Below are 24,011 nucleotides of genomic sequence, written 5' to 3' on the forward strand. Positions count from 1 at the left end.
CCGCACCCACCCCGACAACCCACATGGCCGCCGTGCAGATTGCTCTGCTGTTCAACCCCGGTCGAGTCGTTGCGACGCCCGGAGCCCTGCAAGCCATGGAGGACAACCATATCCTGTCCCTCGATCTGTTGTCCCGCCACTTGACCGGCGACTTCGGCGAACTGCCTGAAGAAGACGCAGCCGCCAATCAGCAAGCCCTTAAAGACGGTAGTCGCCTACTGTCCAGCTACCCGCTGGCGAGCGGTGCCCGGATTTGGCTGATCACGGAAGCCGACCGATCCTGCACCACTTTCCTGTTGCCGGAGGAGTATTGACTATGGAGGAGTCCGACTTTCCGACTCCGCTGGACCCCGACATTGCTCGCTGGGCCGCAGACCTAGATGCCAACGCCCGTGAGTTCTTCAACGAGCGGGCCGGTATTCGGGAATACGACGGCGGTTTGTCTCGAGCCGATGCCGAGCTGGAAGCGATGAACGATGTGCTGCACTGGCTGATCCGGCAGCCGTAGCGGAACGCCGCAAGGTTTAGCTGCCACCCACCGGAAATGCACCAGAGCGCGTCAACGACGGGCAGCGGCCTCTGTCTTGTTCTCTCTGCTCGGTTCGAGCACTGAGAGTTGATGGAAGGCCGCTGCGGTTCCACTGACCGCTGAGCCAAGGACTACTTAAACTGCTCACGACAAACCGTCCCCAGCGGCAGTCATGGCGCTTCCCATCGCTTTCACCGCGATGCTAAAACGGCCGTACCCGTCCTCAAGCTCACTGTTCCCCGCCGTGCATTATGCAAAAAAATCCTCCGCACCCGATGAACAGTCCATTGGACATCAGTCCCCTGGCGACTGAGACACTTTTCATGCCGGTCATCTTCCGGCATCCCGATCTTTTTTTTAATCCCAACCTTCGAGGTAAACCGGCCATGACCGAAAGCACTCCAAACAACCCATCCGCAACCCGTGCGCTGTTCACCAAAAAATGGATCGATCAGCTGCCGCCCAATCCGAAAGCAGCTTCGGCACGGGAGAAAGAGTACAGCGACACCCAGATTGTCGGCCTCAAATTGCTGGTCAGTAAGCAAGGCCGCAAGTTCTTTTACTTGCGATACTCCATTAACGGCCGCAAACGCGGCATCAAAATCGGCGAGTACGGTCCGATGTCATTGCTGGACGCCCGGCAGCGTTGTAACGAGCTCAAAGCATCGATCAACCGGGGCATCGATCCGCAGGAGGAAAAGAACCTGTTGCGGCAAATCCCGACCTTCGGCCAATTTGTCAGCGAACATTATTTGCCTTACGCACGGGCCAACAAGCGCAGTGTGGGCTGCGATGAGTCGAAATTGCGCATCCATTTGCTGCCGCTGCTGCAATACCGTCGGCTCGACCAGATTGCGACCCCGGAATTGCAACGCTACTTCGATCAGCTCAAAAGCACCTACAAGCCCGCCACCGTGAACCGGCATATCTCCCTGCTGAGCCGGATGCTGAAGCTGGCTGTGACCTGGGGCTTCATCGACAAGAACCCGGCGCTCGGCATTCGAAAACCGCAGGAGAACAATGAACGCCACCGCTACCTGTCCGATCAGGAAATCGTCCGTTTCCTGGAGGCGCTCAAAGAAGAACAGAATCCGGTTGCGGCCGCCGCGTTAGCCTTTCTGCTCTATACCGGCGTCAGAAAACAGGAAGCGCTTAATGCCCACTGGGAGCATGTCGACCTGCACAAGAAAGTCTGGTTCATCCCGCGCAGTAAAAATGGCAAGCTCCGGCATGTGATCCTGAACCCGATGGCCGTTGCGCTGCTGGAACAACAGCCGAAAGTCCCTGGCAATCCGTTTGTGTTCCCCGGCAAGGTGCCTGGACAACCGCTGAACAATCCGCAGAAGGCGTTCAATCGGGTGCTGAAAAAGATCGGCATCAGCAACTTCAGAATCCATGACCTTCGCCACTCGTTTGCATCCTTGGCGATTAACAATGGCGCTTCGCTATACGAGGTACAGCATTTGCTCGGCCATAGCCAGGCCAAGACCACCAGCCGCTATGCCCATCTGGGCGATGAGACCTTAAGAAGGGTTTCGGATAGTATCGCTCATAAGATTTCAGGTGCCATTGCTTGAACATCAGATAGCCTAAGCTCTAATTGAGCTTAGGCTTTTTTTGCAATCACGAAGTCACATGGACTGACGCGACGACAGTACACAATCGACCCACCCGTTGCAGTCCTTCACTCGAATTCTTTGAATGACGATAATTAGCAGTATAGCGGTCATTTGTGAGCCTGCGGCACACTTGCCACTATTGGGCGCTGAGTTTTCCAGTCATAAAATTTCATGGGTAATACTATCAACAGGATAGTGGCTGGCCGCTGGAAAAAATATAAACGCTCTCTTGTTATAAAAATGGCAAATATTGAAAGTTGTTTTCCACGTTTCCCGCTGTTGAATCTCCATTTAGATGTATAAATCAGCCGTTCGCTTATGCTCGGGCAACTTCAGAAAAAAAGACATTGAAAAAGGCGATCACGATGCAGGTTTAATTTTTAGATTATTAAATTTGTCGGCGTATTCTTGCACCTTATCTTTCATCACTATTTTCAGTGGATGAGTATTATTGATAACAGTAATCAGCCGTTCCGTAGTTAATGCGGTGCGATTATCGACAAAAGCCACTTCAATGGCTTCTTTAACCACCGCTTCAATATCTGCACCTGAAAAGCCATCGGTTTTTTCGGCTAATTTTTTCACATCAATTGTGATGCTGTTTTTGTTCCGTTTTTTTAAGTGAATGGCAAAAATGCCTTCACGTTCGTCACGAGTCGGAAAATCGACATAAAATATTTCATCAAAACGTCCTTTGCGTAATAATTCTGGTGGTAACGCAGAAATGTCGTTTGCTGTTGCTAACACAAAAACCGCACCGGTTTTATCCTGCATCCACGTTAAAAAGTAACCGAATAAGCGTGTAGCGACTTCTGAACCCGCGTTGCCGCTGCCGATACCGACAAAGGCCTTTTCCAATTCATCCACCCACAACACACAAGGGCTAACCGCTTCGGCAAGTTGTAAGGCGCGGCGCATATTAGACTCACTCTCGCCGACATATTTTCCCATTAAGGAGCCGACATCTAAGCGCAATAACGGCAGTTTAAATAACGAGGCGGTGGCTTTGGCAGTTAATGATTTACCACAGCCTGGCATTCCGACAATCATCACGCCTTTCGGATCTTCCACGCCAAACGCTCGCGCATCGGTTAAATTATGTAAGATATTGGCTTTTTGTTTCAGCCATTTTTTTAATTGCATTAAACCGCCTATGTTCTCCAGTTTTTCAACTGATGAAACCATATCGAGAATGCCAGATTTTTTGATGATTTGTTCTTTTTCATGTAACACCAACGCCACATCGTCACTGTTAATTTCACCGTCTTGCTGAAAGCCACGATACAGTAATTGAGTAATTTCATGCTCACTCAAGCCCCGAAACGCCAGCGTTAATTCCGTTAAAGATTTGGCATCAATGGTTTCACCTAGCCTGCCAATAAGATCATTAATCACAGCGCGAATTTTTTCTTCATCAGGCAAGGGTAAATCAAACAGGGTTATAAATTTTTCTAATTCGGGCGGAATACAAGCTTGCGAAGAAATTAACAGCACTGTGGCCTTGGTTTCGGAGTTGTGCAGCAGTTTATTGGCTAAGGCTTTTAAGCGTGCAATGACGAGCGGATTGTCGCGCATGGCTAAATGCGCGTCTTTGATGATTAAAAAGTGATTTGTTAAATCTTCGTTTAGCCAATCTTCCAACGTACTGGCTAAGTCGCGATAATCGGCTAACGGTTGTTTGTGATCAAAACTCACCACGCCTCGCGCCAGATTCCACTCGCAGATTTTGCGTTTGTCTTCGACGGCAAGTTGGGTAATAAGTTGGTCGGCTTGTTTTTCTTCGAAGGTGACGAGATACAACAATGGGTAGTGGGATTCGATGTGAGCGCGGATGTTGGTGTAGAGGGTTTCGGTGTTGGACATAATTTTCTCACGGTTGTTTTAATCGCTCTTGCGGTAAAGTGCCGGGGGCATCAATGTGGTTGTTTACTTGCGTGTTTTCTAACCCATTGATCTATTTTGATTGAATGGGGTTTATTGATTGGATTAGATTTCTTTGCCATTTAAAAAACGTAACCCCGCAATAGCAGTGTGTTGGGTTACGTTATTTCGCTACATTCAATGAGATAATTCGACTTAATTGGCCTAAGACTTCAGAAGAGCGTTAAGCTGTTGAACCTTTTCATAAATGGCAGTGCACTCGTCGCTCGCTTCAATATATCTATCTTGAGTTCGATCAGCCTCTTTACCTAATTCTTCCCATTTTTTCTCAGAGCCAAATAAGCTAAAGGGATCATAGGATTGATATTTATCATTTGCCTGAGACCATTCTGAAAATCGACGTTCCCTATATTCGGTAGCCCGCTCCAATTCTCTCTCCATAGAACTTAAATCATCCTTGTCGAAAGAGTCCATTATTCGAGTTTTCATTGACTCATCAAGAGATAGGTTCGTCAATAGAGCTAGACGAACATTAACATCGCCAATATTAGCCAACTCCGCTTGTTGTGCAACTTTCAGGGAAGGATTCTTTGCTAAGATTTCTCTAACGCTATTGCTATTGTCTTGAATTAAATAACTTTGCAAAGACTCAGGTAATGAAGGATTTTTTACCAACGCCCTTATAAGTTCCCAGCTATTTTTATGTGCAAATTCCTCAAACAGCTCTACCGATAAAGAAGGATTCTCAGCTAAACTCTCTATGACTTTATCTTCCTCACTGTTTGCAATTTGTTTTTGAAAATCCGTTGTTAATGAAAGATTGCGTGCCAAAGAAATTCTTACATCAATGTCACTATCCCTTATTAAAAGAGATTGGCACGCAACATCAAGCGAAGGATTATCTGCCAAAGCTGCTCTAATTTCCCAGTCTTCATCAGCCACCAAAAAAGCTTGAAGCTTAGCAACGAGCGAGAAGTTACTTGCTAATTGATGTTTCACCTGCTTATTACCTGTTGTTGCCAAGTAGTTTTGCTGTTTTTCGCTAAGTTTTGGATTAGCGGCTAATGCTTCCCGCACTGCTGGCGTGCCTGTACTGGCTAATTTTTCCTGCACTTCTTCAAGTAAAGACGGATTGCTGGCGAGGTCAACTAATACCGATTCTGCTTTATCTTGCAGAAATTTATTTTGCAGCTTTTCCAATAAATCTGGGCGAGCAGCAAGTTCGGCACGCTGGTTTTCATCACCTTCTTCAAACAATTTAAGTTGTTCTGCCTCACTTGTATCTTGGGTAGTATTGATTGATTGCTCTTCAGGCTTTTCCTTTTCTGGTTCTGCATCTCTTGTATGTTGTGATGAAGACGTTTTATAGTCTCTAATCATTTCACGAGCAGCATCTTCATCAACTTTACGATCAAATACTTCGCGTAACTTTTTGAATAACGGCACTTCATCTTGAACATCAGTGGCAAGCAATACTTCAACCGCCTCAGCTTTTTCATTCAACGAACGCGCTCGCAGCCATTTGGCTAATTTTCCTGAGCGAAACGGCTCAAGTATTTCAGGCGTTAAATTTTCTTCCAGTTGCTCTAATGAGGCGATTTTTGTTCCGTTAAGCGGTAAATCAAATTTGATGGGTCTCATGTTTTTCTCTTAAAAATAATAATTTATGCAAACAAGCCAAATGTTACCGTGTTAAACACGCCCTTTGCCATTGTTGTTGTGCCTTCATAAGCTGATTGGAGAACTTTTGCAGCCGTTTTTACAATCACTTTACCCGCATGATAGAGTGGCTCGGCGATAGCATTGCCTGCAATCCCACCGATTACCGCTCCAACAAATGCGCCCAGTGGCCCGGAAAAAGCTAGGCCCAAGGCTGCGACTTCAACCGCGCCAATAATGCCGCCCACCGCTGTGCTGGTGGTGTTACCCATTGCATCGAGGGCTTCAGTAGTGGTCATTTCACCCTTGGCACATTTGTATAAACATTTTGCGTTTTCCATTGCAACGTAAGCGATATTGGCAATTTTTCCCGCTGGTGTGTCTTGCAGGACTGTTAGCCACCCATTTTTTACCGCTACCACCAACGCTCCTGAAACTGCGACTTGTACGCCCACATTTGCCGTGCTTTTAATAGACGATTCAAAAAATTCTTGCAGGTCTTCATTAGCGGAGCGGTTTTCTTTGCCTGTCAGCGAATTCCATACCCGTCGGCCTAAAATACGTGCGCCTTGAAAACCAGCGTTAAAAGCCGCACCAATTAAGGCTTTTTTGCCGATTTCCTTGGCAATATTCATGCGATTGGCATCGTTCCATTCGTATTGTTTGGTTTCTGCCTGTTGTTGTGCCTGATTCTTCGATTCTATGTGGTAGTCGTACTCGTCCATTTCCATTTTTACGCCGTCACGTTCGTATTGGCTGTCGATTTTTAAATCGGGAAATTTTTCGCGTAGTGGTGCAACGTGTTCTTTGGTGACGATTAGTGTGGTGTTTTTGTCATAATCGTGGGATTTAATGTTTTGTATCAAACTATTCAAACCCTCCTTGTCGGGTTTATATAACTTGACTTGAATATTTTCCAGTACAGAGCCGGTTGCATCTTTAATCTGAATGTCGTGCGAATGCAGTTTGTTAGAACTTAATACTTCTGCTTTTAGTGTTGAATTTGAAGTCGTTGCATTGAGATTAAATTGATTGGCTAAATCGGCTTCGGCAATGAGACCGTGTAAATTGGAATTACCGTTAGCGATTAGATCGCCACCTGCATCCTGAGGTTTGTTAAAAATAATGTCCTTCATGGTGGTAGTCGCTTGTTCTAAGGCTTCATCAATGTCTTGTGCATATTTGCCCACATTGGCAACCCCCGCACTACTCGCGCCCTGCTCAATTTTATTCGCCAGCCATGATTCGCGGCTTTTGCCTTTGTCGAAATGCGCATATAAATCGGCTTTGGTCTTATTGTTTTTTTGTACTGTTTCAATAACCTTTAATGCCGTTTCGTGCCGTTCAGCATCATCAACCCAAATATCCGGATATTTCGCAAACTCTTGATCGAGCCACACCTCTAACGGCAAGGTATTTTTGTGACGACTGTAAGAGTGAACAAAATCAGCAATAACACCGCTAGTTTTCTGAGCGTCATCTTGGTTGTCGAATAAATCGATTGCCGCTTGATCAGCCAATTTGTCTTCGGTCGTTTCATCGAAAATGAGTCCCGTGACGCTATCGATCACAACAGGTTGGTGTAAATGTGTCATAGTGTTTGCTTCAGTTTGTTCTTCGACCAAAAACAGTCTGTTTAAATTGGAAAGTTTGATTATAAAGCACAGCGTTCGAGATACTAGAGAATTACAAGTGAATCATTAAAACATCGGCATCAGTGGTAGATGAAATAAGGATGATGTCGCCAAATTCTGGATGTTTTATACACTTGGCTGCAAGCATTCCGGCGTGGACAACCCTGTCAATTTCATCATCAATCTCGTCGGAAATTTTTGCGTATTGCTGTATTGTTAGCGGTGTTATCTTTGCTGCTTTCATTTGGGTAGCCTTCAAATAGGTCAAATGGAAGGTGATCATTGTGGGTAGGGGCCTTATTTTTGTTTATGGCATCTTTTTCTGGTTTGATATAGCTTACTCACTGCCCCTTACAAAATATGTAAGGGTCGAATTACTGTTAAAAATGAATCGGCAGCAATTCGATGTTTGTTCGCCATCAATAATGTCGAAAGTAGAAATCAAGGAGAGGTGTTTTGGCTGATCAAAAATCGCAAGCAATTGTTCAACGCCGGCTACTGGTGTTGGAGTCCATTCGCCGGTTAAGTGGCCGCTCGGAACGCTGGGTTACTGTTTCAGAAATAGTCAAAGATATAAAGGATCAAGGCTATGCCGCTGAAGTACACAACATCCGCAGAGACTTAAAATCATTACTGGAAACATATCAACAACTTGAATGTAATGACAATAGCAACCTCGCAGGTGAGCCTTTAAATGGCTTGGCTTATGGCTATCGCTGGGCTGGCAAAGACAATCAAACCAACAGCGGAATAACCTTGCCAGAAGCATTATCATTGGTCATGGTTGAACGCTATCTAAGTCAATCGTTACCCGTGTTACTTACTCGCTCTCTGAACGACATATTCAACAAGGCTCATCAGACATTGGAGTTACACAAAAAAAGCCAAGTCACCCTGTGGCCAGAAAAATTTTGTGTTATTCAGCCCGCACAACCATTGATTCCGCCAAAACTTAGCCATGAAATTTTGGTGATCGTTCATGACGCTTTATTGAACGAAAAACAGTTAAGGGTGACGTATCGAGCTACCAATCGACCCGACGCAAAAGAAAAGGAATATCGCCTGCATCCTCTAGGTTTAATACAGCGCGGCCCTGTAACTTATCTTGCGGCAATGACTAATGATTACGAAGATGTCTATCTATATGCATTACATAGAATGCAAGCTGCCGAAATATTGGAGCAAGACTGTCGTCAACACCCGGCCTTTGATTTAGCTGATTATGCCGAGAAACAGGGGCACTTTGGTACAGCTGCTACCATCCATTTTAAAGCACGGGTATGTGATCATTTGGCATTAATATTAGAAGAAACTCGTTTAAGCAAAAATCAAATAATAAGCCCGGCCAATGACTCTGGGTTCCGAGAAATTACCGCTGATGTTTCCAATACTTGGCAATTACGGTGGTGGATTTTAGGAGAATGTGATCGTATTGAAGTGCTTGCTCCTGAAGAATTGAGGATACAAATTGCTGAGTCGCTTTCAAAATGCAATCAGCAATACCTACCAAAAGAGGAAACTGTATCCTCTGTGCTGTAGTTGATTGGTTGTCGGAATTGCAGTAATCAAAACCCATGCATGACAAGCGATAAAACCTGAATGGCTAAACCAGAATTGAAAGTATCCGTGCGTGTAAACTCGACACCGTTTTTGGCTGAAAATTTTCCCGAGCTGTAAAACAGCGCGCAATATTTATCTACTGGGTAGCAATCTATCCCCTCGCAATAGTGGCTTCGGCTATGTTGGGGTATCGCTATACGCAAAATCCCATGATGCTGGCACTGATTGTTTTTGAGCCACAATTTCTAGCTATGGTGGTGCGCAATGGAGAGCTTGGTAATTTATGGCCTTGCGCATGTGGCTGTTCTCCATCATTGCGCTGCCAGCCATTCTCGTGGCCAGGATTGCTGTCAACCGTAGCGCTCGTCACAATGGGCCTGCTGGCCGGGCCTACCAGTCGTTCAAGCGGATGTCCTGCTGTGGCCGTTGCTTAACCCCAATGTTGTCGTTGAATGACTGTTATCGAACATTCACCTGCCGTTAATCTGACATTATTGATAGATCGGTTATGGCCGAACTGCGGCCTTCGCGAAAGACTGAACCCGACGTCCAGACGGTACCATAGTTTTTTGAAGTGATGCTGTGGAGCTAAGCGGTTAGTTGATAGTGGCCTGCTTTGAACGCAGGTAGATTGTCATCTCAGAACGAACATGCTCCTGTAAGTCTGATATGGAGGCTCGACTTTAACGGATGACCCAAAATTGCGAGCAAGCGCTCAGCTTGCAGCGATGAAAGTAAACTGCGCATTCGCCTGTCGCCACTACTGCAGAACCGACGGCTCGACTAGATTGCCACCACAGAATTGCAGGCTATTTCTATAAGCTTAAGAGCTCCAGCCGCTATGTGCATCTGGGCGATGAAACCTCAAGAAGGGTTTCGGATAGTATCGCTAATAAGATCTCAAACGCGATTGCCTAAAGCAAGGCAGCCTAAGCTCGGATTGAGCTTAGGCTTTTTTTTGCAATCATACAATACGGCTACAGTCCCTCATCTTCTCTAACCTGCCGCTCCGAAGCAGAAAGCTAATGTCCACCTATCAACCATTAGTTGCCTTTCGACAAAAATGGATTGAATTGTTCACAAGCGGTAAATGAAAACTTTCACTAGTGTTATCAGACTGGCAGCTATAAATCCATTTGCCTAAACTAGCCTATACTAGCGGCTATATTAAATCGTAAAATCATCAAGGAATCGCAAATGCAGACGATGGACAAAGTCGGGATTTTTGTTGACGTAGAAAACCTGACCCAATGGATAAAGCAAGATGGCTTGGAGCAATTGATCGAAGAGTTGACTTCCATGGGCGCCATCATTGTAAGAAGAGCTTACGCGAAGTGGACACTTCCTAGCCTGACACCACATCAGAACGTACTCAACCGACTTGGGTTCGAATTAATACATACATTTCACCCTATAAGTGGCAAGAATGCAGCTGACATTCAGATAGTTGTTGACGTGATGGAATATGCTTGGCGAGATCCAAATTTACGATGGATTGCGCTGGCAACGGGTGATTCTGATTTCAGTCCATTATTCAGACGGCTTCGAGAAATGGGACGACAGGTCATTGGTGCAGGACCACGCTCAGCACTTAGCGAGTCAGTTAAAAGCTCATGTTCTCGATTTATCTATCTCGAGCGAGAAAATAGTACCGAAAAAACTGACGAAGCCATTCGCGCTTCCGCATTCGATGATGCAGCAGACTTATTGGAAAAGGCACTGGGAACTTTTGATGAGCCGGCCAATTGCTCAGCTTTGAAAGCGCGCATGATGAATATTGACAGTGCTTTTGATGAAAAAAAATTGGGCTTTAAAGGATTCAACGACTTTGTAAATCAAGTGGACACTGTCGAGCTACATCAAAACGGTAAATCGTGGCTTGTCTCGTTTTCCAATGAAAAAACTTTCGGAGTTTTACCGCACGATGTAAAACCAGGGCTTACCAATGACTTCGCTCCTCAGGATTTGGTCGATCAATACCGGTCAATTTTAAGAAAAAAAGGCTGGCGCTCATTGCCATTACCAATAATCGAAGACTGTTATTTCCGGTTGTGTGAATTAGGCGCAATGACTCGTTCTGAAATGGCTGAGCTAGCAATTACCAGTAGCATCGCAACAAATCTCACTGCTGCCGACGTTAAAAAGGTTATGAGCATGATTTTTAAAGCTGGACTGATGACAAAGACTGAAAACCAGCATGGTCCAGATGGCGACGAAACTTACTGGAAAATAAACTCACTCCCAATGGAGAAGGTGTTATTTGCAATTGACCGTGCCATGGTAAGTCGATTGCTATCTGGGCTTGAGGAATTTTCTGTTCCTTTTAAGAAAGAAGGTATCTCCCCACTGCTGCTCCAGAATCAACAAAACGGGGAATTAGATACACTAATTTCAGAAGCAAGGCAGTCTTGTCGCGTTGGTGGACAAGAGTTAGCAATGATTCCCGAGACAGTTTGTGCAATCAACTAGGCACGACTTCCTGCAGGAAGAAAGCGCGCTTTTAACAAGTGGCCGGATCACCACGTGAACGCATCAACAGATTAAAGAGATTGGTATGGACCTAAAAAATGATAACGACTTGCGTAAAGCCATCAATCAAGTGCTGGCTGACCAGGGCTCAACGGCATGGATCAACAACTTAGCCGACTTCCTGGAAAAGATTCGAGCCGCCGATCTTGACACACGCGCCTCACGTGAGTTTCACCAAATGATCTGGGAGGAGAACGCGGTCAGTGATGTGGGCATGGGAACTGTGAACATCAGCGCGGCGCTCAACGATGCAGCCTTTCGGCGTTGGGTTGCAGAGGAATCTCTAAAACCACTTCCCCAAGGCAATGAGGCACAAGAAGCCCACATCAAGGACTTCTTCAACCAATTGGCGGCGCGCATCGCGCAGTTTTCCGACCGTCGCCCCCTCGTGAAGATCCTGCGCGTAATGGCTGCGTTCTTCCCGCGTCATTTCACTACCCTGGCCTCCAATAACCGCGCTATTGAATGCCACCGGGCGATGATGGACCACACTCCTAAGCTGGGCCCGGTGAAGTACCAGTTAGACATCACCCAACGCCTCGCGGAAGTGCTCGGCGAGGTGGACGACGAACCGAAAGCCTTAGCGGAACGAATGACGATACCTTGGCGGTTGTTCAGTAGCGTGCTGCAAAAGGGGTCTGAATCGGCTGCTATTGAGGAGGAGGTGTCCCCCGGACAGGTGAAGCTCAAGCCCTTGCCAGCTCTCCAGCGCCGCAAGGGACTCACCAGCATCAATGGCGGCATGGCATCCATCATCAGCGCTATCAGCTTCGTCGAGAATGGCGTTGCCAAGCAGGAGCTAATGGATCATCTACGGAGCGAGTTTCCAGACTACCGCGAAAGTTCCCTCAGTACTCTGTTCAGCATCCTCAAAAACGAATTCTTCGTCATCCAACAGGATGGAGACATGATCAGCCCCACGACCCGAGGCGCGGCGTTACTGGAGACGAACGATCCTGAAGAGCTGGTGCCAGTACTGATTACCCGCATTCTCGGATTCGACAACGCCCTGTGGCTCCTCAAACAGCAACAAACCGCCACCGGTGCTGAATTAATGGCCCTGCTGCAATCGGTTAACCCTGGCTGGACCAGCAAATTTGCGCCCAGTGCCTTGGTGAAATGGCTACGCGATTTTGGACTGATTGCCTTACAGGACCAAACCCAGTATGTTCTTACAGAGCGCGGCCAGTATTGGGCCGAGCAGATTTATTGGGAACCGGAGCATCTTGTAAAGGAAGAAGAAATTGAGGCGCTGGCACCGGTTGTTGCGGCAAGCGGCTTCGACATCGACATCGACAAGGTAAATTTTTCGAATGTGGTTGCATCAGTCCAACAGGGCTCTGCCTTTTTTGATTCTCTGATCCATCAGCTCCACTGTGGCCTCTGGTCGCACCCTCGCCGACACTTTGCAATTATGGCCGGCCTCTCCGGCTCTGGGAAGACGCTTCTGGCAAAAAGCTATGCGCAGGCCCTCATCGAGCAGTTTGATGCTAAACCAGAGACCAATCTCTTCATACAGGCAGTGCAGCCCGGCTGGTATGATCCGACGCCTCTTTTTGGCTATGTGAATCCGCTCAGTACCGGGAACTACCGGCGGCCCGCCATGCTGGACATGCTGCTACGCGCAAACCAACATCCAGAGCAACCTTTCATCATCATCCTGGATGAGATGAACCTCTCGCATCCGGAGCAATATTTCGCGCCCGTGTTGTCAGCGATGGAGTCAGGCGATGCCCTGAGGCTTCATAACGAGGGGGCTTCGTTTGACGGTGTGCCGAACCTCATACCGTACCCAACCAATGTGGCCTTCATCGGCACAGTCAATATGGATGAGACCACTCATGGGATATCTGACAAAGTGCTTGATCGCGCTTTTACCTTGGAATTCTGGGATATCAATCTGGACCATTATCCCAACTGGAATTCCCGAGGACTGGATCAATCGACCATCGAATTGATTCGCAAATGCCTTCAGGATCTTCTAGACGCGCTGTCTCCTGTGCGCCTCCATTTCGGTTGGCGCACCGTGGACGATGTTCTGGATTATGTGGGGCTAGCGAAGAAGTCGTCACCAGCCTTCGCCATCCGCAGCACCCTTGATGAGGTGATCTATGCCCGGGTGCTTCCCAAATTGCGGGGTACTGAAACGGCGCGGCTGCGAAGCGCTTTGGATAAGCTCATTAAGGCTCTCGAAAGGCACGAATTGAACAAGAGCGCCAACAAGGTCAATCAGCTCAAGATGGACTTGATCGATTCCGGAATCATGCGGTTCTGGCGCTAGCTCCCATGCTTGACGTATTTGTCCGGGACGGCGAGGTGCTGCGCAAGGTCGGGGAAGCGGTGCCCGGCCAAGTGTGCTCCGGCTTTCAGGAAAGAGGCTACTACCTATTTCAAAAGCCGAGCCGAAGTATGGCACTGTTCGTTGATGATGCACCATTGCCATCAGATGCGGATGAACTCTTCTGGGAGTGGTCACCCGGTTTCTACGCTGGTCAAGTAGTAGCCGAACTTCAAGTCCCGGGACAACACAGCATGCATCAATTCCTTCTCGACGTCAGTCCAGATCCCAATAAGGCCGGGCAGGCGCTTTTTGTTCAATACATAGAGGAAGTCGCCGATTATGCACCGGAACTCCTCCTTGGGACGGAGCCGGCTACCCAAGGCCTCTCGGGGCAGTCCTCACTGACCAGTATTTGGATTGCCTATGCACGGCTAAGGGCTATCATGCCCAGGTACATCCGTGCCATGCGAGCGGTTGTCGCCGATCCGATAACGCGTCTTTCCCATTACCGTGAAAAGCTGCTGATTCACCTTGCTCGCCATGTGGATGTCACTACCGTTCAACGACTTGCCAGTAATGCCAATCTTCTGGCGACTGTGGCGACACTTGCCAAAGGAAATGCCGCACCAGACCTTCTTCTCGACGACACAACTGTAGACGTCCCTTTTAACGAACCCACAGTGGATAACCCGGCAAACCAGCAGTTGCTACGGCAGTTACTCGACATCATCCGCCTTATCGAGTGGGTAACCATCGAACTGGAGAATTATCGCAAACGGGCATCGGAGACAGAAACTGAAGTGCTAACCCGTATCCCGCGTCGACTTCGATATTTGAAAGAGATCCGGCGAGAGTTGACCAACATTGCTCGCCATCATCCTTTCGCTAGCGTGACACCTCGGGAGCCTAGTGCGGCAGGATTGAATGCCGTATCAGGCCACCCCCATTACGCCCATGCCCACCAATTCGGAGCAAAGCTTCTTAAACGTGGTGTCTCACGGCTCGATAATGAAGAGAAGCTCTACGTCGGTCCGACATGGCAAATCTATGAGGCTTGGTGCTTTTGTGTGCTGGCGAAGTCTCTTGAAGAGGCTTTCTCCGAATATCAATGGCGAAGACATAAATCATCCGCCCATGTCGACATGTTCGCCGAAGGTATAAGTGGTGAAACGCGCATTCGACTCTACTACCAGCTCACCTCCCCTTCTATTTCCCCGTCTAAGAGTCACGGTTACTACAGTATCAGTCGCGAACGACGTCCAGACCTGCTGCTGGAAATTAAGAATGGAGAACATGTGCATTTCATTTCCCTTGATGCGAAATACAGGGCTTCCCGCCAAAGCATATTGGAGGCTATGAGCTCGGCCCACATCTATCGGGACTCGATAAAAAAAGATGAAGAACCTCCCACGTGGTCTCTCCTGCTCGTCCCTACAACTACTGCGGTGACTGACCTTGCTGCATGGGACTATCGGAAGAAATACGGTGTGGGATGTATTGAGCTTTCTTCGGTGAAAACAGCCCAGCGGTTGATTGAGAGTATTCTGACGGAGGTTCGCCTGCTTACAGTGACGCAGTAGCGTTCGCCAATACCCAATTGTGCGACGACAAGGCCACCTGCCACTATTCTCATCCTGACCCTAATTTTCTAAGAAAAGTCGCGGAAATCGATTCCAACACGCTTTCAAAACGCGATTGCCTAAAGAACAAAGCCTAAGCTCCGATTGAGCTTAGGCTTAACATCTACAAAGATAACGGATGTTCACACAACACCACTAGAGTGGCAACCTTTCAATGTTGATATCTTCGGTTCCCTGATAAATTACGGATGGTGATGAACATTTCTTTTGCGTCGACAAGTGCTCATACACTCGACTGCCGAGCCACTTGGAAACAAGCTCCTGCAAATCGGGTTTACTCATGTAATCCGTAAATAAATCCTCGTTCAGTTCCATACGCTCGATAAATAAAGACTCTAGCACTTGCCTGAATACTAGCTGAAATTTGTCCAGCGAATTGACCTCTGCAGCTTTTCTCAACGATTCATTTTGGGTAGCCGATTCGGTAATCTGGTCGAAAAATAATTGATCGGCCTCGTTCAAATCGCCGCCAAAACGCTGGTTAATAATATCGATGAGTCGAGAAAGCGAAACCTGTTCCTCTCTGACCATTCCGGTGCCCACTTCTCGAGGGCCATCGAGCGGTTTGGCATACCCATCATTGAGGCTAATAGATCCTTCACTAATCTTTTGTAAGCGATAGTATTCCAAGTCGATTTCTTCATCGAATTGATATCCGGCTCCAGTTTTTCGCTTCGGCAGCTTTAAAGCCAGATGACGTAAATAGGTAAATAGTTTTTCAAGGTCGCTGTCCTGATAAGGAATGACCTGACTTAAAAAACTATACAGGTTTCTAAACGCCTGAATTTTGCCCCGCCAAAGTTCAGCTGCTTCCTCTTCAGATTTTTGCAAATCGGCAAATCGGGCAACAGCCTGATCCAAAATCACATTCATCGTTTTATGGTCGGATGGGCTCTGGCGGCGTTTAGGTGCAAAAAACACCTTGGCAAACGCATCGACTTCTTCTTGAAGATAAATCGATGAAGCATCAAGCTCTGCCTTTACCTCATAGAGCCGGTCAGGATCGACTTCTTCGCCCATCACCGACCCTTCGTAATATTGGCGAAATGCCTCTTGTATTTCGGTAGGGTCATTAACGAAATCCAAAATAAATGTATCGTCCTTTAACGGATGTGTGCGGTTTAGGCGAGAGAGCGTTTGCACAGCCTGGATACCGGCAAGTCGTTTATCCACATACATAGTGTGCAGCAGTGGCTGATCGAAACCCGTCTGATATTTTTCAGCCACCAACAGTACTTGGAAATCGGGCTTTGCAAAGGTATCCGGCAGCTCTTTTTCCTTTAGTCCATTGTTCATTTCGACTTCGGTATAAGTCTTTTCCGGACACTTTTCATCTTCGACAGTACCTGAAAATGCCACCAAACTTTTAATAGAGTAGCCTTTTTCCTTAATATAACGATCGAACTCCTGTTTATATCGCACTGCCTCCAGTCGCGAACCGGTTACCAGCATGGCCTTGGCATGTCCACCAATCTTGTGTCGGGTGAAGTGCTGAAAGTGCTCAACGATGACTTCCGTCTTCTGGCCAATGTTATGTGGGTGCAGCCGCATGAAACGAGCCAGCGCTTTGGCTGCTTTTTTGCGCTCTACGTTGGGGTCATCTTCCGCTTTTTTGATCAGCTTGTAGTAGGTTTTGTAGGTCACATAATTACGTAACACATCTTCAATGAACCCTTCCTCAATCGCTTGGCGCATCGTATAACGATGAAACGGCTCGCCATTACGGCCAAAGATTTTCAGGGTTTTATGCTTAGGTGTAGCGGTAAAGGCGAAGAAGCTCATATTGGCTTGTTGGCCACGTTTAGCCATTGCTCGATACAGCCGTTCCAACTCAGCCTCACCCTCCTCTTTTGCCAGTTCCTGAGCCTTGCGGCGCAGTTCAGCCCCGCCAAGTACGCCTTTAAGTTCCGTGGCAGTTTCGCCGGATTGCGAACTGTGTGCCTCGTCGATAATCACCGCATAGTGTCGGGTGGGTAAGTGACTACCAGTCTCGCCACGCTCCTCGTTCAATTTAGCCAGCTGTCCAGACACAAAAGGAAATTTCTGTAAGGTGGTGATGATAATCGGCACAGCGGATTCGAGTGCTTCAGCTAATTGCCGGGAATCTTCATCGATTTTTTGCACTACACCTTGCCGATGATCGAACTGATAGATGGTGTTTTGCAATTGCCGATCAAGTACCACCCGATCGGTAATGACGATAACACTGTCGAAAATGCGTTCGTCCGCTGCACTATGCAAACTGGAAAGCCGGTGAGCCAGCCAAGCAATGGTATTACTCTTACCGCTACCGGCAGAGTGTTCGACTAAATAGTTATGACCAACCCCCTCACTCACTGCCGTAATGACCATTTGCCGCACAGCTTGCAGCTGATGGTAACGGGGAAAGATCATGCTTTCCTTACGGATTTTTTTGCCATCCTCTGACATTTTTTCTTCAATATTCAGATGAAGAAAACGCGCCAGGAGATCGAGCAAACTGTCACGAGATAGAACCTCTTCCCATAAATACGCTGTTTTGTAGTTACGGCCAGCCTTGTCAGGCTCGTTACCCGCACCACCCTGATTGCCACGATTGAAGGGCAAAAAGTGTGTGCTGGTTCCCGCTAGGCGAGTCGTCATATGTGCTTCTTCGGTATCCACCGAAAAATGTACTAGTGTGCGTTTGGTAAACTGAAAGATCAGTTCGCGCGGGTCACGGTCGTGGCGATATTGATGAATGGCGTTGGCCGCCGTTTGGCCGGTAAGTGGGTTTTTCAACTCCAGCGTTACCACCGGAATGCCGTTGATCGACAGCACCACATCCAGTGATTTTTCATTCTTTGGGCTGAAATGCAGTTGCCGGGTTAGGCCTAAGCGATTGGCTTGATAGCGTACCTCCAACTCTGGATTGAGACCATGGGCCGGGCGGAAAAACGCAATACGCAATTTCTTGCCAAAACACTTGAATCCATGGCGCAGGGTGGACAGAACGCCATGGGTATCCAGCCATTTGCACAATGCTTGCAAAACCCGTTCGCCGGTTTCATCGCCATGAAGGGCTTCCAGCTTCTCCCAGGTCTTGGCTTGAGTTGCGCGGATAAAATCCAGCGCCGCTGTTGGAAAAATGGCTCGTTCACGGTCGAAATCGCCGGACAGAAACGTCTGATAGCCATCAGCCAATAATACTGACTCGATGGCGGTTTCAAAGGCGGCTTCGCTGGTTTGTTTCATTTTCCATCGCCTTGCGCAATATATCTAGGCAACAACTGCTTCAATACAAAGCAGAACTCTTTCAGCCGCCCGTTACCATCAAATTGGTCGATATTTGCAAGCGCTATTTTGGCTTCGGCAATTGACAATGGTTTTGAACGGGTTCGAAGGCCAAAGCCAAAAAAACCGCCAATCCGGGACTTTCTTAGCTGCCGCAGCCCATCATTATCAAGGCCGAGGATTTTGATTGTTTCTTTAGCCCCTTCATGATCATCAGGATCTGGGTGAATACGGCCACTCCATGCGAATGTAAAACGTCGCTCACAATCCTCTGAGAGCGGTGAAATAAAGGACTGCTCATCCCACCATCCATTCTTTAATGGCGCTCCATATCCATATGATGTATCCCCTCCTTCAGCCGGAAAGCAAGCAACAACATTCCTGTAATCGACATCCTCCCAATCCGCACATTGGTTTTGGGGTTTAATGTGTTCAATGTGTGAAGACTCTTTAGTTATGGCTAGACCAGTGTATGCACATATTTTGCCTTGCTCATTAAGCAACTTGTCCTTGAGCTTACGATGAGCCTCCGTTCCCGACAAGGCTTTGTAAGAATGATTGTGGTCTTTATTGCCATCACGCCACTCGGTTAACTCTTTCGGCGCATGTGTCTTCACAACCCTTCTCATCTTAGCTCCAGCAATTCAAACCGATCTAATATTGCAAACGCTTCCTGCAAATCAGGAAAATCGCCGATCGCTACCTTCATTCTTTCTGCAAGGGCGCGAGCGGCTTCGTACTGACCTTTGTCAATCGCGTCAAAAACTTTCGAGAGTTCCTGCTCTGTTTCGTAATCCCGAGCAGGCACCCCCATGATATTCTGCAAAACCCAGCTGCTGTCCATGCCAAACGCCTGTGAAACTTCAGTCAAAATGACTTTTCCCGCGTTATCGTGACTCAATAAACGCAGCTTTTTTGCATTTACTTGCCCAATCACTTGAGGGGAGTGAGTTGTGATGACAAATTGGCAGTTTTTGAAAACATCCCGAAGCCTTCTGACAACTTGACGTTGCCATTTCGGGTGCAGGTGCAATTCAATCTCGTCGATCATCACCAGCGCCACGCCATCAGCGATGGGATTGTCGCTTACCGGGTTGGCAATAGCCAAACGGCGGGTGAGGTCAAATACCAGTGCCAGCAGGCCGCATTCACCGTCGGAAAGTTGCTCTAAAAAGAAAGTTGAACCGTTTTTTTGTACGCTAAACCTGGGTGGACGTTCAGAGTGCAGGCTAAGACTGCTCACATCAGGCAGAAATGTAGCGATTGCAGCTTCAAGTTGCTGGAACATTCTTGCTACACGTGTTGACTGATTTTCTTCTGCCAGCACTCGGTACCAGTTGGCAAAGTCGTTCAGCGACACTTCCAACTGATCCAGCGCTTTGTCGTACGCCGTAGCAATTTTAATAGCTTTGGCTTTCAGGCTGGGCGGTAACCGAGAAAGAAAGCGGGAGGTCGAATAAAAGACAGCAATTGGCTGCGCCCCCTCGGTCTCCAATGTGTCGACAATCGGGCTCTGGCTGGTATGTGATTCCTTGGGCAGGATGCGCACGGTTGGCACGTCTTCGACTGAGGCTAGTTGAATTTCTATCCGACTAATTTCATCCTTGATTTCCTGTTCTTCCTTCGACCTCTTCTTGGTTTCTCTGGTCGCAAATCTCAGTTTATCCCGGCGAATTGTAAGTTCCTCTGCTCTTGCAGCACTTATTGCAGCTGACCTTGCTATATCGACATAAATATTAGCTTTTGAGGTGTTCAACAGAATTGACAAGGCCAAGTTATCCTTCCCAGACTTGACGTCGGTATCTGCCAATCCAATTACTTTTTCTTGTGATGGCGTAATGTGAGGAAGTACCAAAGACATTGCTTTAACTATTGCACCTAAAAGCGCGGATTTTCCGACACCATTCACTCCAGCAATTACTGTTACATCGGCTTCGAATTGGAGATCAATTTGATCGTAGCCTCGAAAATTGGCGAGTGTTACACGCTCCAGCTTCATGAACGCATCTCCTCGATGGAAATCTGGCCGGCCACAGCGGCGGTAATCAGGGCGGCGCGACGTTCTTTGAGAAGATCGATAGAGTTGCGTATTTCCGCAAGCAATACAGAGCTTCTCTGCCCTGAAATTTCTAAATACTGGGTAATAGCAACTTGCTCATTTAGCGGTGGAATTAAGACAATGAAGTTTCCGAGTGACTCAAAATTAAGGCCTTCGCGCCCACTTCCCGACTGAGATAGATTAATCTGATGCTGGCCTATTTCAGACCGAAGCGTGAAATATAAGAATTTGGTTTGAATTTGCTCTAATGGTCTTATGATACAGACATGCTGATTAACGTTTGCTTCCCCTTGCATATCTTCAACGTAGAAGCAGCGACCAATTGAAGCCCCAGTAATATTGATCAAAACATCCCCGTTGGACACCTTGCTATTGGTCATGGACTCGTGCGTCTCGTCATCGATAAAAACAATATCGTCCATTCGTAAGCCATCGAAATGAATGTTCTGGCTTCTAAGCAGTGGTACACCTTCAGTTTGATACGACTCTGCACCACCTCTTGGCGTGATGCCACTTCCAATCTTGAAAACTACGTGCTTCAACTTCCATATTTCCCAATGCATCGGAATATCCCCCAGCCAGTCGAGGCCGGAGTGTTTGAGAAGGGCATTGGGACTGAGGCCACGGGTGACGGTGCTACTGATGAGGGCGGCGCGCTTTTCTTCCAGCAGGGCCAGCATGATTTTCTTTTCCGCCAGTAGCGCATCGATCTGGGCGGTTTCCCGATCGAGGTAGTCGGCGATCAGGTGTTGGGTTTCATAAGCAGGAACAGGGAGCTTAATTGAACTAATGAAGTCCCAGTTTGCACGAGGCATTTTTGCGCCGAAGGTCGAGGCATCCACCAGGCCGACGAAATCCGGCGCCAGCATCGAGTAAAGCAAAAAGCGCGGATGAATGTCCGGTTGTGGCTTTAAAACTAGCAATTCAGTACTGCATACTCCATCTTTATCAGTATGAATGGCTTTCGCTAAATATGGACGCAGCTTCCCGAAAAGCACATCACCTGAATAGAAAACATTGGCGGTTCCGCTTGCAGAGTCATCACTCTCGGAGCTATCAGAAGACGTATTGAGCAAAAGCTTTCCTGTCCATGACTGAATATTTTCTAGGCCCAAGTAATCGGTATGGTCCGAAGTCGCATCTGTCCGCTCGTTTCGGAGTGGCGCAATAAATTTCAGGCGTTTTTCGACTTCTTCAATACTCCTCGTCTTCTCGCCTTCGCGTGAGCCAACCATCACTCCGTAACCTCCCGCAGTAGCGTCATGATCCGCTTTTCTACCGCCTCCAGTTCCTCGTCAATCTCATGTAACGGGCGCGGTGGCTTGTATTCGAAAAACTCGCGGTTGAAATTAATCTCATAGCCCACTTTACCAATGCCACCATCCAGTTCATCCAAAGTTTCGCGATCAATCCAGGCATCGTTAATATAGGGCCATACCTCGCGTAGGACAAAGCTAACAATGTCTTCCTTGAGTGGGATATTTTCAAAATCTTTCAGCGTGGGGTCGGACTCGTATTCGATATGTATGCCTTTACTATCGGCATAGAGTCCCAGCAGAGATTGCAACTCGCCTTGCTTTAGCTCGGGCAGAGTCTGGTTGGGGAACAGAGAGACAATATCCAATTCGTCGATTTTGTGATGTTTAGCGATGACCGGCTTGGCCTCGGAGTCGACCTCAGTGAATGCGTCCCGGAACAATTTTTTCTGAGCGGTGCCTTTGGCTCCTTTGGCCCAACCTTCCACGTCTTCCGGTAGGGCTTTGACGATTTTCTGTACAGCTTCCCAAGCTTGGTTCCAGTCGTCATACTGCTCACCACCTAATTTATCTTCCACTGCCAGCACGGCATCGAGCAGTTCGGGGCAAGTGTCGAGGTAGCGTTCTTTGGCTTCCTGCGTGATCTGGAAGCGCAAACGCAATGGGCGCAGGATGGTGACACGCCGGTAGCCGAAATCGGCATTGTCGAACACCTTGCTGGTATTGGATTCGGTCAGCGCGCCGTGCTCGCGGGTGATTTCATGAATGGCGGCTTCGTCCAGATAGCGGCGTTTGTTGCCAAGGCTGCGTTTCATGGGCGTCCAGCGCTCACGGGCGTCGATCAGTTGTATCTTGCCTTTGCGATGTTGTTCCTTGCGGTTGCTGAGTACCCAGACGAAGGTACCGATGCCGGTGTTGTAGAACATTTGCTCAGGTAGGGCGAAAATGGCTTCCAGCCAGTCATTTTCGATAATCCAGCGACGTATTTCGCTTTCGCCGCTATTCGCTCCACCGGTGAACAGCGGCGAGCCATTGAAGACGATGGCAGCGCGGGAGCCTGGTAAATCTTTATTCCCCAGTTCATAATCAGCGAATTTATCGATCATGTGTATCAAAAACAGCAAAGCGCCGTCATTAATGCGTGGCAGCTTGCCTTTGTAACCGCGGAAATCGGGCCAACGGTCAATCTCTTTTTTCTCGCCTTTCCAGTCCACGCCAAAAGGTGGATTGGCCAGCAGGTAATCGAACCACATATCCGGGAATTGATCGTTGGTAAGGGTATTGCCGTACTCGATGCGGCTATCGCGATGGCCTTTGATCAACAGGTCGGATGCGGCGACGGCATAAGAGCGCGGATTATAGTCTTGCCCATAGACCTTAACCGTGGCCTGTTCGTTATGGGCGCGAATCCAGTTCTGCGCTTCCGCCAGCATTCCGCCAGTGCCGCAAGCAGGGTCACAAATCGTGGCGATAACGCCTTCCTGCGTAAGCACACGCGTGTCGGGTTCCAACAACAGGTTGACCATCAGCCGGATCACCTCGCGAGGGGTGAAGTGATCACCGGCCGTTTCGTTCGCCGCCTCATTAAAGCGCCGGATCAAATCCTCGAATACCAGTCCCATGGTGATGTTGTCGACCCGTTTCGGATGCAAGTCAATCTCGGCGAACTGGGCAACCACCTGATAGAGGCGATTGGCTTCTTCAAGCTTCTCGATCTCCTTCTCGAAATCGAAGCGCTCGAAAATCTTGCGGATATTTTCCGAGAAACCATTAATGTAGTCGGTCAGATGGCGGCCGATGTTATCCGGGTCGCCCTTAAGTTTGTAGAAATCGAGCTGACTGTGGTTATGAAAGCCAAGCGCGTTGCCATCATCATCCTTCGCCACATTATTTAGGATAGCATCGATATTCTGTATGCCTTTGGCGCTAAGTTCCGCGTGACGTTTTAGTACAGCTTCCTTAGTGGGTGCCAACGCCCAATCGAAACGGCGTAGCACAGTAAGCGGTAGCATCACTCGTTCATATTGCGGTGGTCGATAAGGTCCGCGGAGAAGGTCCGCTACGGACCAAATGAAGTTGGCGAGTTGCTGGAAGTTGATAGGTGCCATGTAT

17 protein-coding genes are annotated in these 24,011 nt (G+C 48.0%); 8 read left to right on the forward strand and 9 right to left on the reverse strand.

The genetic code is table 11. The annotated features are described in order from the left end of the window. Positions 1-32 precede the first annotated feature (32 nt). From M0R47_RS06895 to M0R47_RS06905, 3 genes are all read left to right on the forward strand, one after another. Complete coding sequence (locus M0R47_RS06895; RefSeq protein WP_292552258.1) at positions 33-314, forward strand: hypothetical protein; 282 nt, start codon at positions 33-35, stop codon at positions 312-314. Further along, positions 311-508: a hypothetical protein gene (locus M0R47_RS06900; RefSeq protein WP_292552261.1), complete on the forward strand. Its 198-nt coding sequence runs from the start codon at positions 311-313 to the stop codon at positions 506-508. Before M0R47_RS06895 ends, M0R47_RS06900 begins: the two co-directional genes overlap by 4 nt. Before the next feature lie 272 nt (positions 509-780). After that, positions 781-2,106 (forward strand): site-specific integrase, encoded by a 1,326-nt coding sequence (locus tag M0R47_RS06905; RefSeq protein ID WP_292552263.1) that lies wholly within the window; start codon positions 781-783, stop codon positions 2,104-2,106. Positions 2,107-2,508: 402 nt separating this feature from the next. On the opposite strand, the gene M0R47_RS06910 is transcribed toward M0R47_RS06905, so the two are convergent. Next, on the reverse strand, positions 2,509-3,789 hold the full coding sequence (locus tag M0R47_RS06910) for an AAA family ATPase (protein ID WP_292552265.1): 1,281 nt from the start codon (positions 3,787-3,789) through the stop codon (positions 2,509-2,511). 39 nt (positions 3,790-3,828) lie between these two features. Here M0R47_RS06910 and M0R47_RS06915 point away from each other — a divergent pair, with 39 nt between their 5' ends. Beyond that, positions 3,829-4,101 (forward strand): hypothetical protein, encoded by a 273-nt coding sequence (locus M0R47_RS06915; RefSeq protein ID WP_292552267.1) that lies wholly within the window; start codon positions 3,829-3,831, stop codon positions 4,099-4,101. Between the two features lie 132 nt (positions 4,102-4,233). Here M0R47_RS06915 and M0R47_RS06920 read toward each other — a convergent pair whose 3' ends face one another. From M0R47_RS06920 to M0R47_RS06930, 3 genes are all read right to left on the reverse strand, one after another. Continuing rightward, on the reverse strand, positions 4,234-5,670 hold the full coding sequence (locus tag M0R47_RS06920; protein WP_292552270.1) for a hypothetical protein: 1,437 nt from the start codon (positions 5,668-5,670) through the stop codon (positions 4,234-4,236). A gap of 23 nt (positions 5,671-5,693) precedes the next feature. After that, positions 5,694-7,313, reverse strand: a complete 1,620-nt coding sequence (locus M0R47_RS06925; protein ID WP_292552271.1) for a hypothetical protein — start codon at positions 7,311-7,313, stop codon at positions 5,694-5,696. 61 nt (positions 7,314-7,374) lie between these two features. Next, the gene (locus tag M0R47_RS06930) at positions 7,375-7,566 is read right to left on the reverse strand and encodes a hypothetical protein (protein ID WP_292552274.1); all 192 of its coding nucleotides are present in this window, start codon (positions 7,564-7,566) and stop codon (positions 7,375-7,377) included. A 212-nt stretch (positions 7,567-7,778) separates the two neighbouring features. Here M0R47_RS06930 and M0R47_RS06935 point away from each other — a divergent pair, with 212 nt between their 5' ends. The 4 genes from M0R47_RS06935 (at position 7,779) to M0R47_RS06950 (ending at position 15,272) form a co-directional block, all read left to right on the forward strand. Then, positions 7,779-8,861, forward strand: coding sequence for a WYL domain-containing protein (locus tag M0R47_RS06935; RefSeq protein ID WP_292552276.1), 1,083 nt, complete (start codon positions 7,779-7,781; stop codon positions 8,859-8,861). Positions 8,862-10,079: 1,218 nt separating this feature from the next. After that, the gene (locus tag M0R47_RS06940; RefSeq protein WP_292552278.1) at positions 10,080-11,351 is read left to right on the forward strand and encodes an NYN domain-containing protein; all 1,272 of its coding nucleotides are present in this window, start codon (positions 10,080-10,082) and stop codon (positions 11,349-11,351) included. An 85-nt stretch (positions 11,352-11,436) separates the two neighbouring features. Then, on the forward strand, positions 11,437-13,692 hold the full coding sequence (locus tag M0R47_RS06945; RefSeq protein ID WP_292552281.1) for a hypothetical protein: 2,256 nt from the start codon (positions 11,437-11,439) through the stop codon (positions 13,690-13,692). A 5-nt stretch (positions 13,693-13,697) separates the two neighbouring features. After that, positions 13,698-15,272, forward strand: coding sequence for a nuclease domain-containing protein (locus tag M0R47_RS06950; protein ID WP_292552283.1), 1,575 nt, complete (start codon positions 13,698-13,700; stop codon positions 15,270-15,272). 195 nt (positions 15,273-15,467) lie between these two features. On the opposite strand, the gene M0R47_RS06955 is transcribed toward M0R47_RS06950, so the two are convergent. The 5 genes from M0R47_RS06955 to M0R47_RS06975 are packed head-to-tail and all read right to left on the reverse strand — an operon-like array spanning position 15,468 to position 24,007. After that, positions 15,468-18,545, reverse strand: a complete 3,078-nt coding sequence (locus tag M0R47_RS06955) for a type I restriction endonuclease (protein WP_292552284.1) — start codon at positions 18,543-18,545, stop codon at positions 15,468-15,470. Next, a complete protein-coding gene (locus M0R47_RS06960) occupies positions 18,542-19,201 on the reverse strand; it encodes a retron system putative HNH endonuclease (RefSeq protein WP_292552287.1) in 660 nt (219 codons plus the stop codon). The genes M0R47_RS06955 and M0R47_RS06960 overlap by 4 nt, the downstream gene beginning before the upstream one ends. Before the next feature lie 8 nt (positions 19,202-19,209). Continuing rightward, positions 19,210-20,583 (reverse strand): AAA family ATPase, encoded by a 1,374-nt coding sequence (locus tag M0R47_RS06965; protein WP_292552289.1) that lies wholly within the window; start codon positions 20,581-20,583, stop codon positions 19,210-19,212. Further along, entirely contained in the window at positions 20,580-21,878 is a 1,299-nt protein-coding gene (locus M0R47_RS06970) for a restriction endonuclease subunit S (RefSeq protein ID WP_292552437.1), read from the reverse strand. The genes M0R47_RS06965 and M0R47_RS06970 overlap by 4 nt, the downstream gene beginning before the upstream one ends. Next, on the reverse strand, positions 21,878-24,007 hold the full coding sequence (locus M0R47_RS06975; RefSeq protein WP_292552293.1) for a class I SAM-dependent DNA methyltransferase: 2,130 nt from the start codon (positions 24,005-24,007) through the stop codon (positions 21,878-21,880). Before M0R47_RS06975 ends, M0R47_RS06970 begins: the two co-directional genes overlap by 1 nt. Between the last annotated feature and the right edge of the window lie 4 nt (positions 24,008-24,011).

It is taken from the genome of Methylobacter sp. (genome assembly GCF_023227905.1).
GTDB lineage: Bacteria > Pseudomonadota > Gammaproteobacteria > Methylococcales > Methylomonadaceae > Methylobacter_A.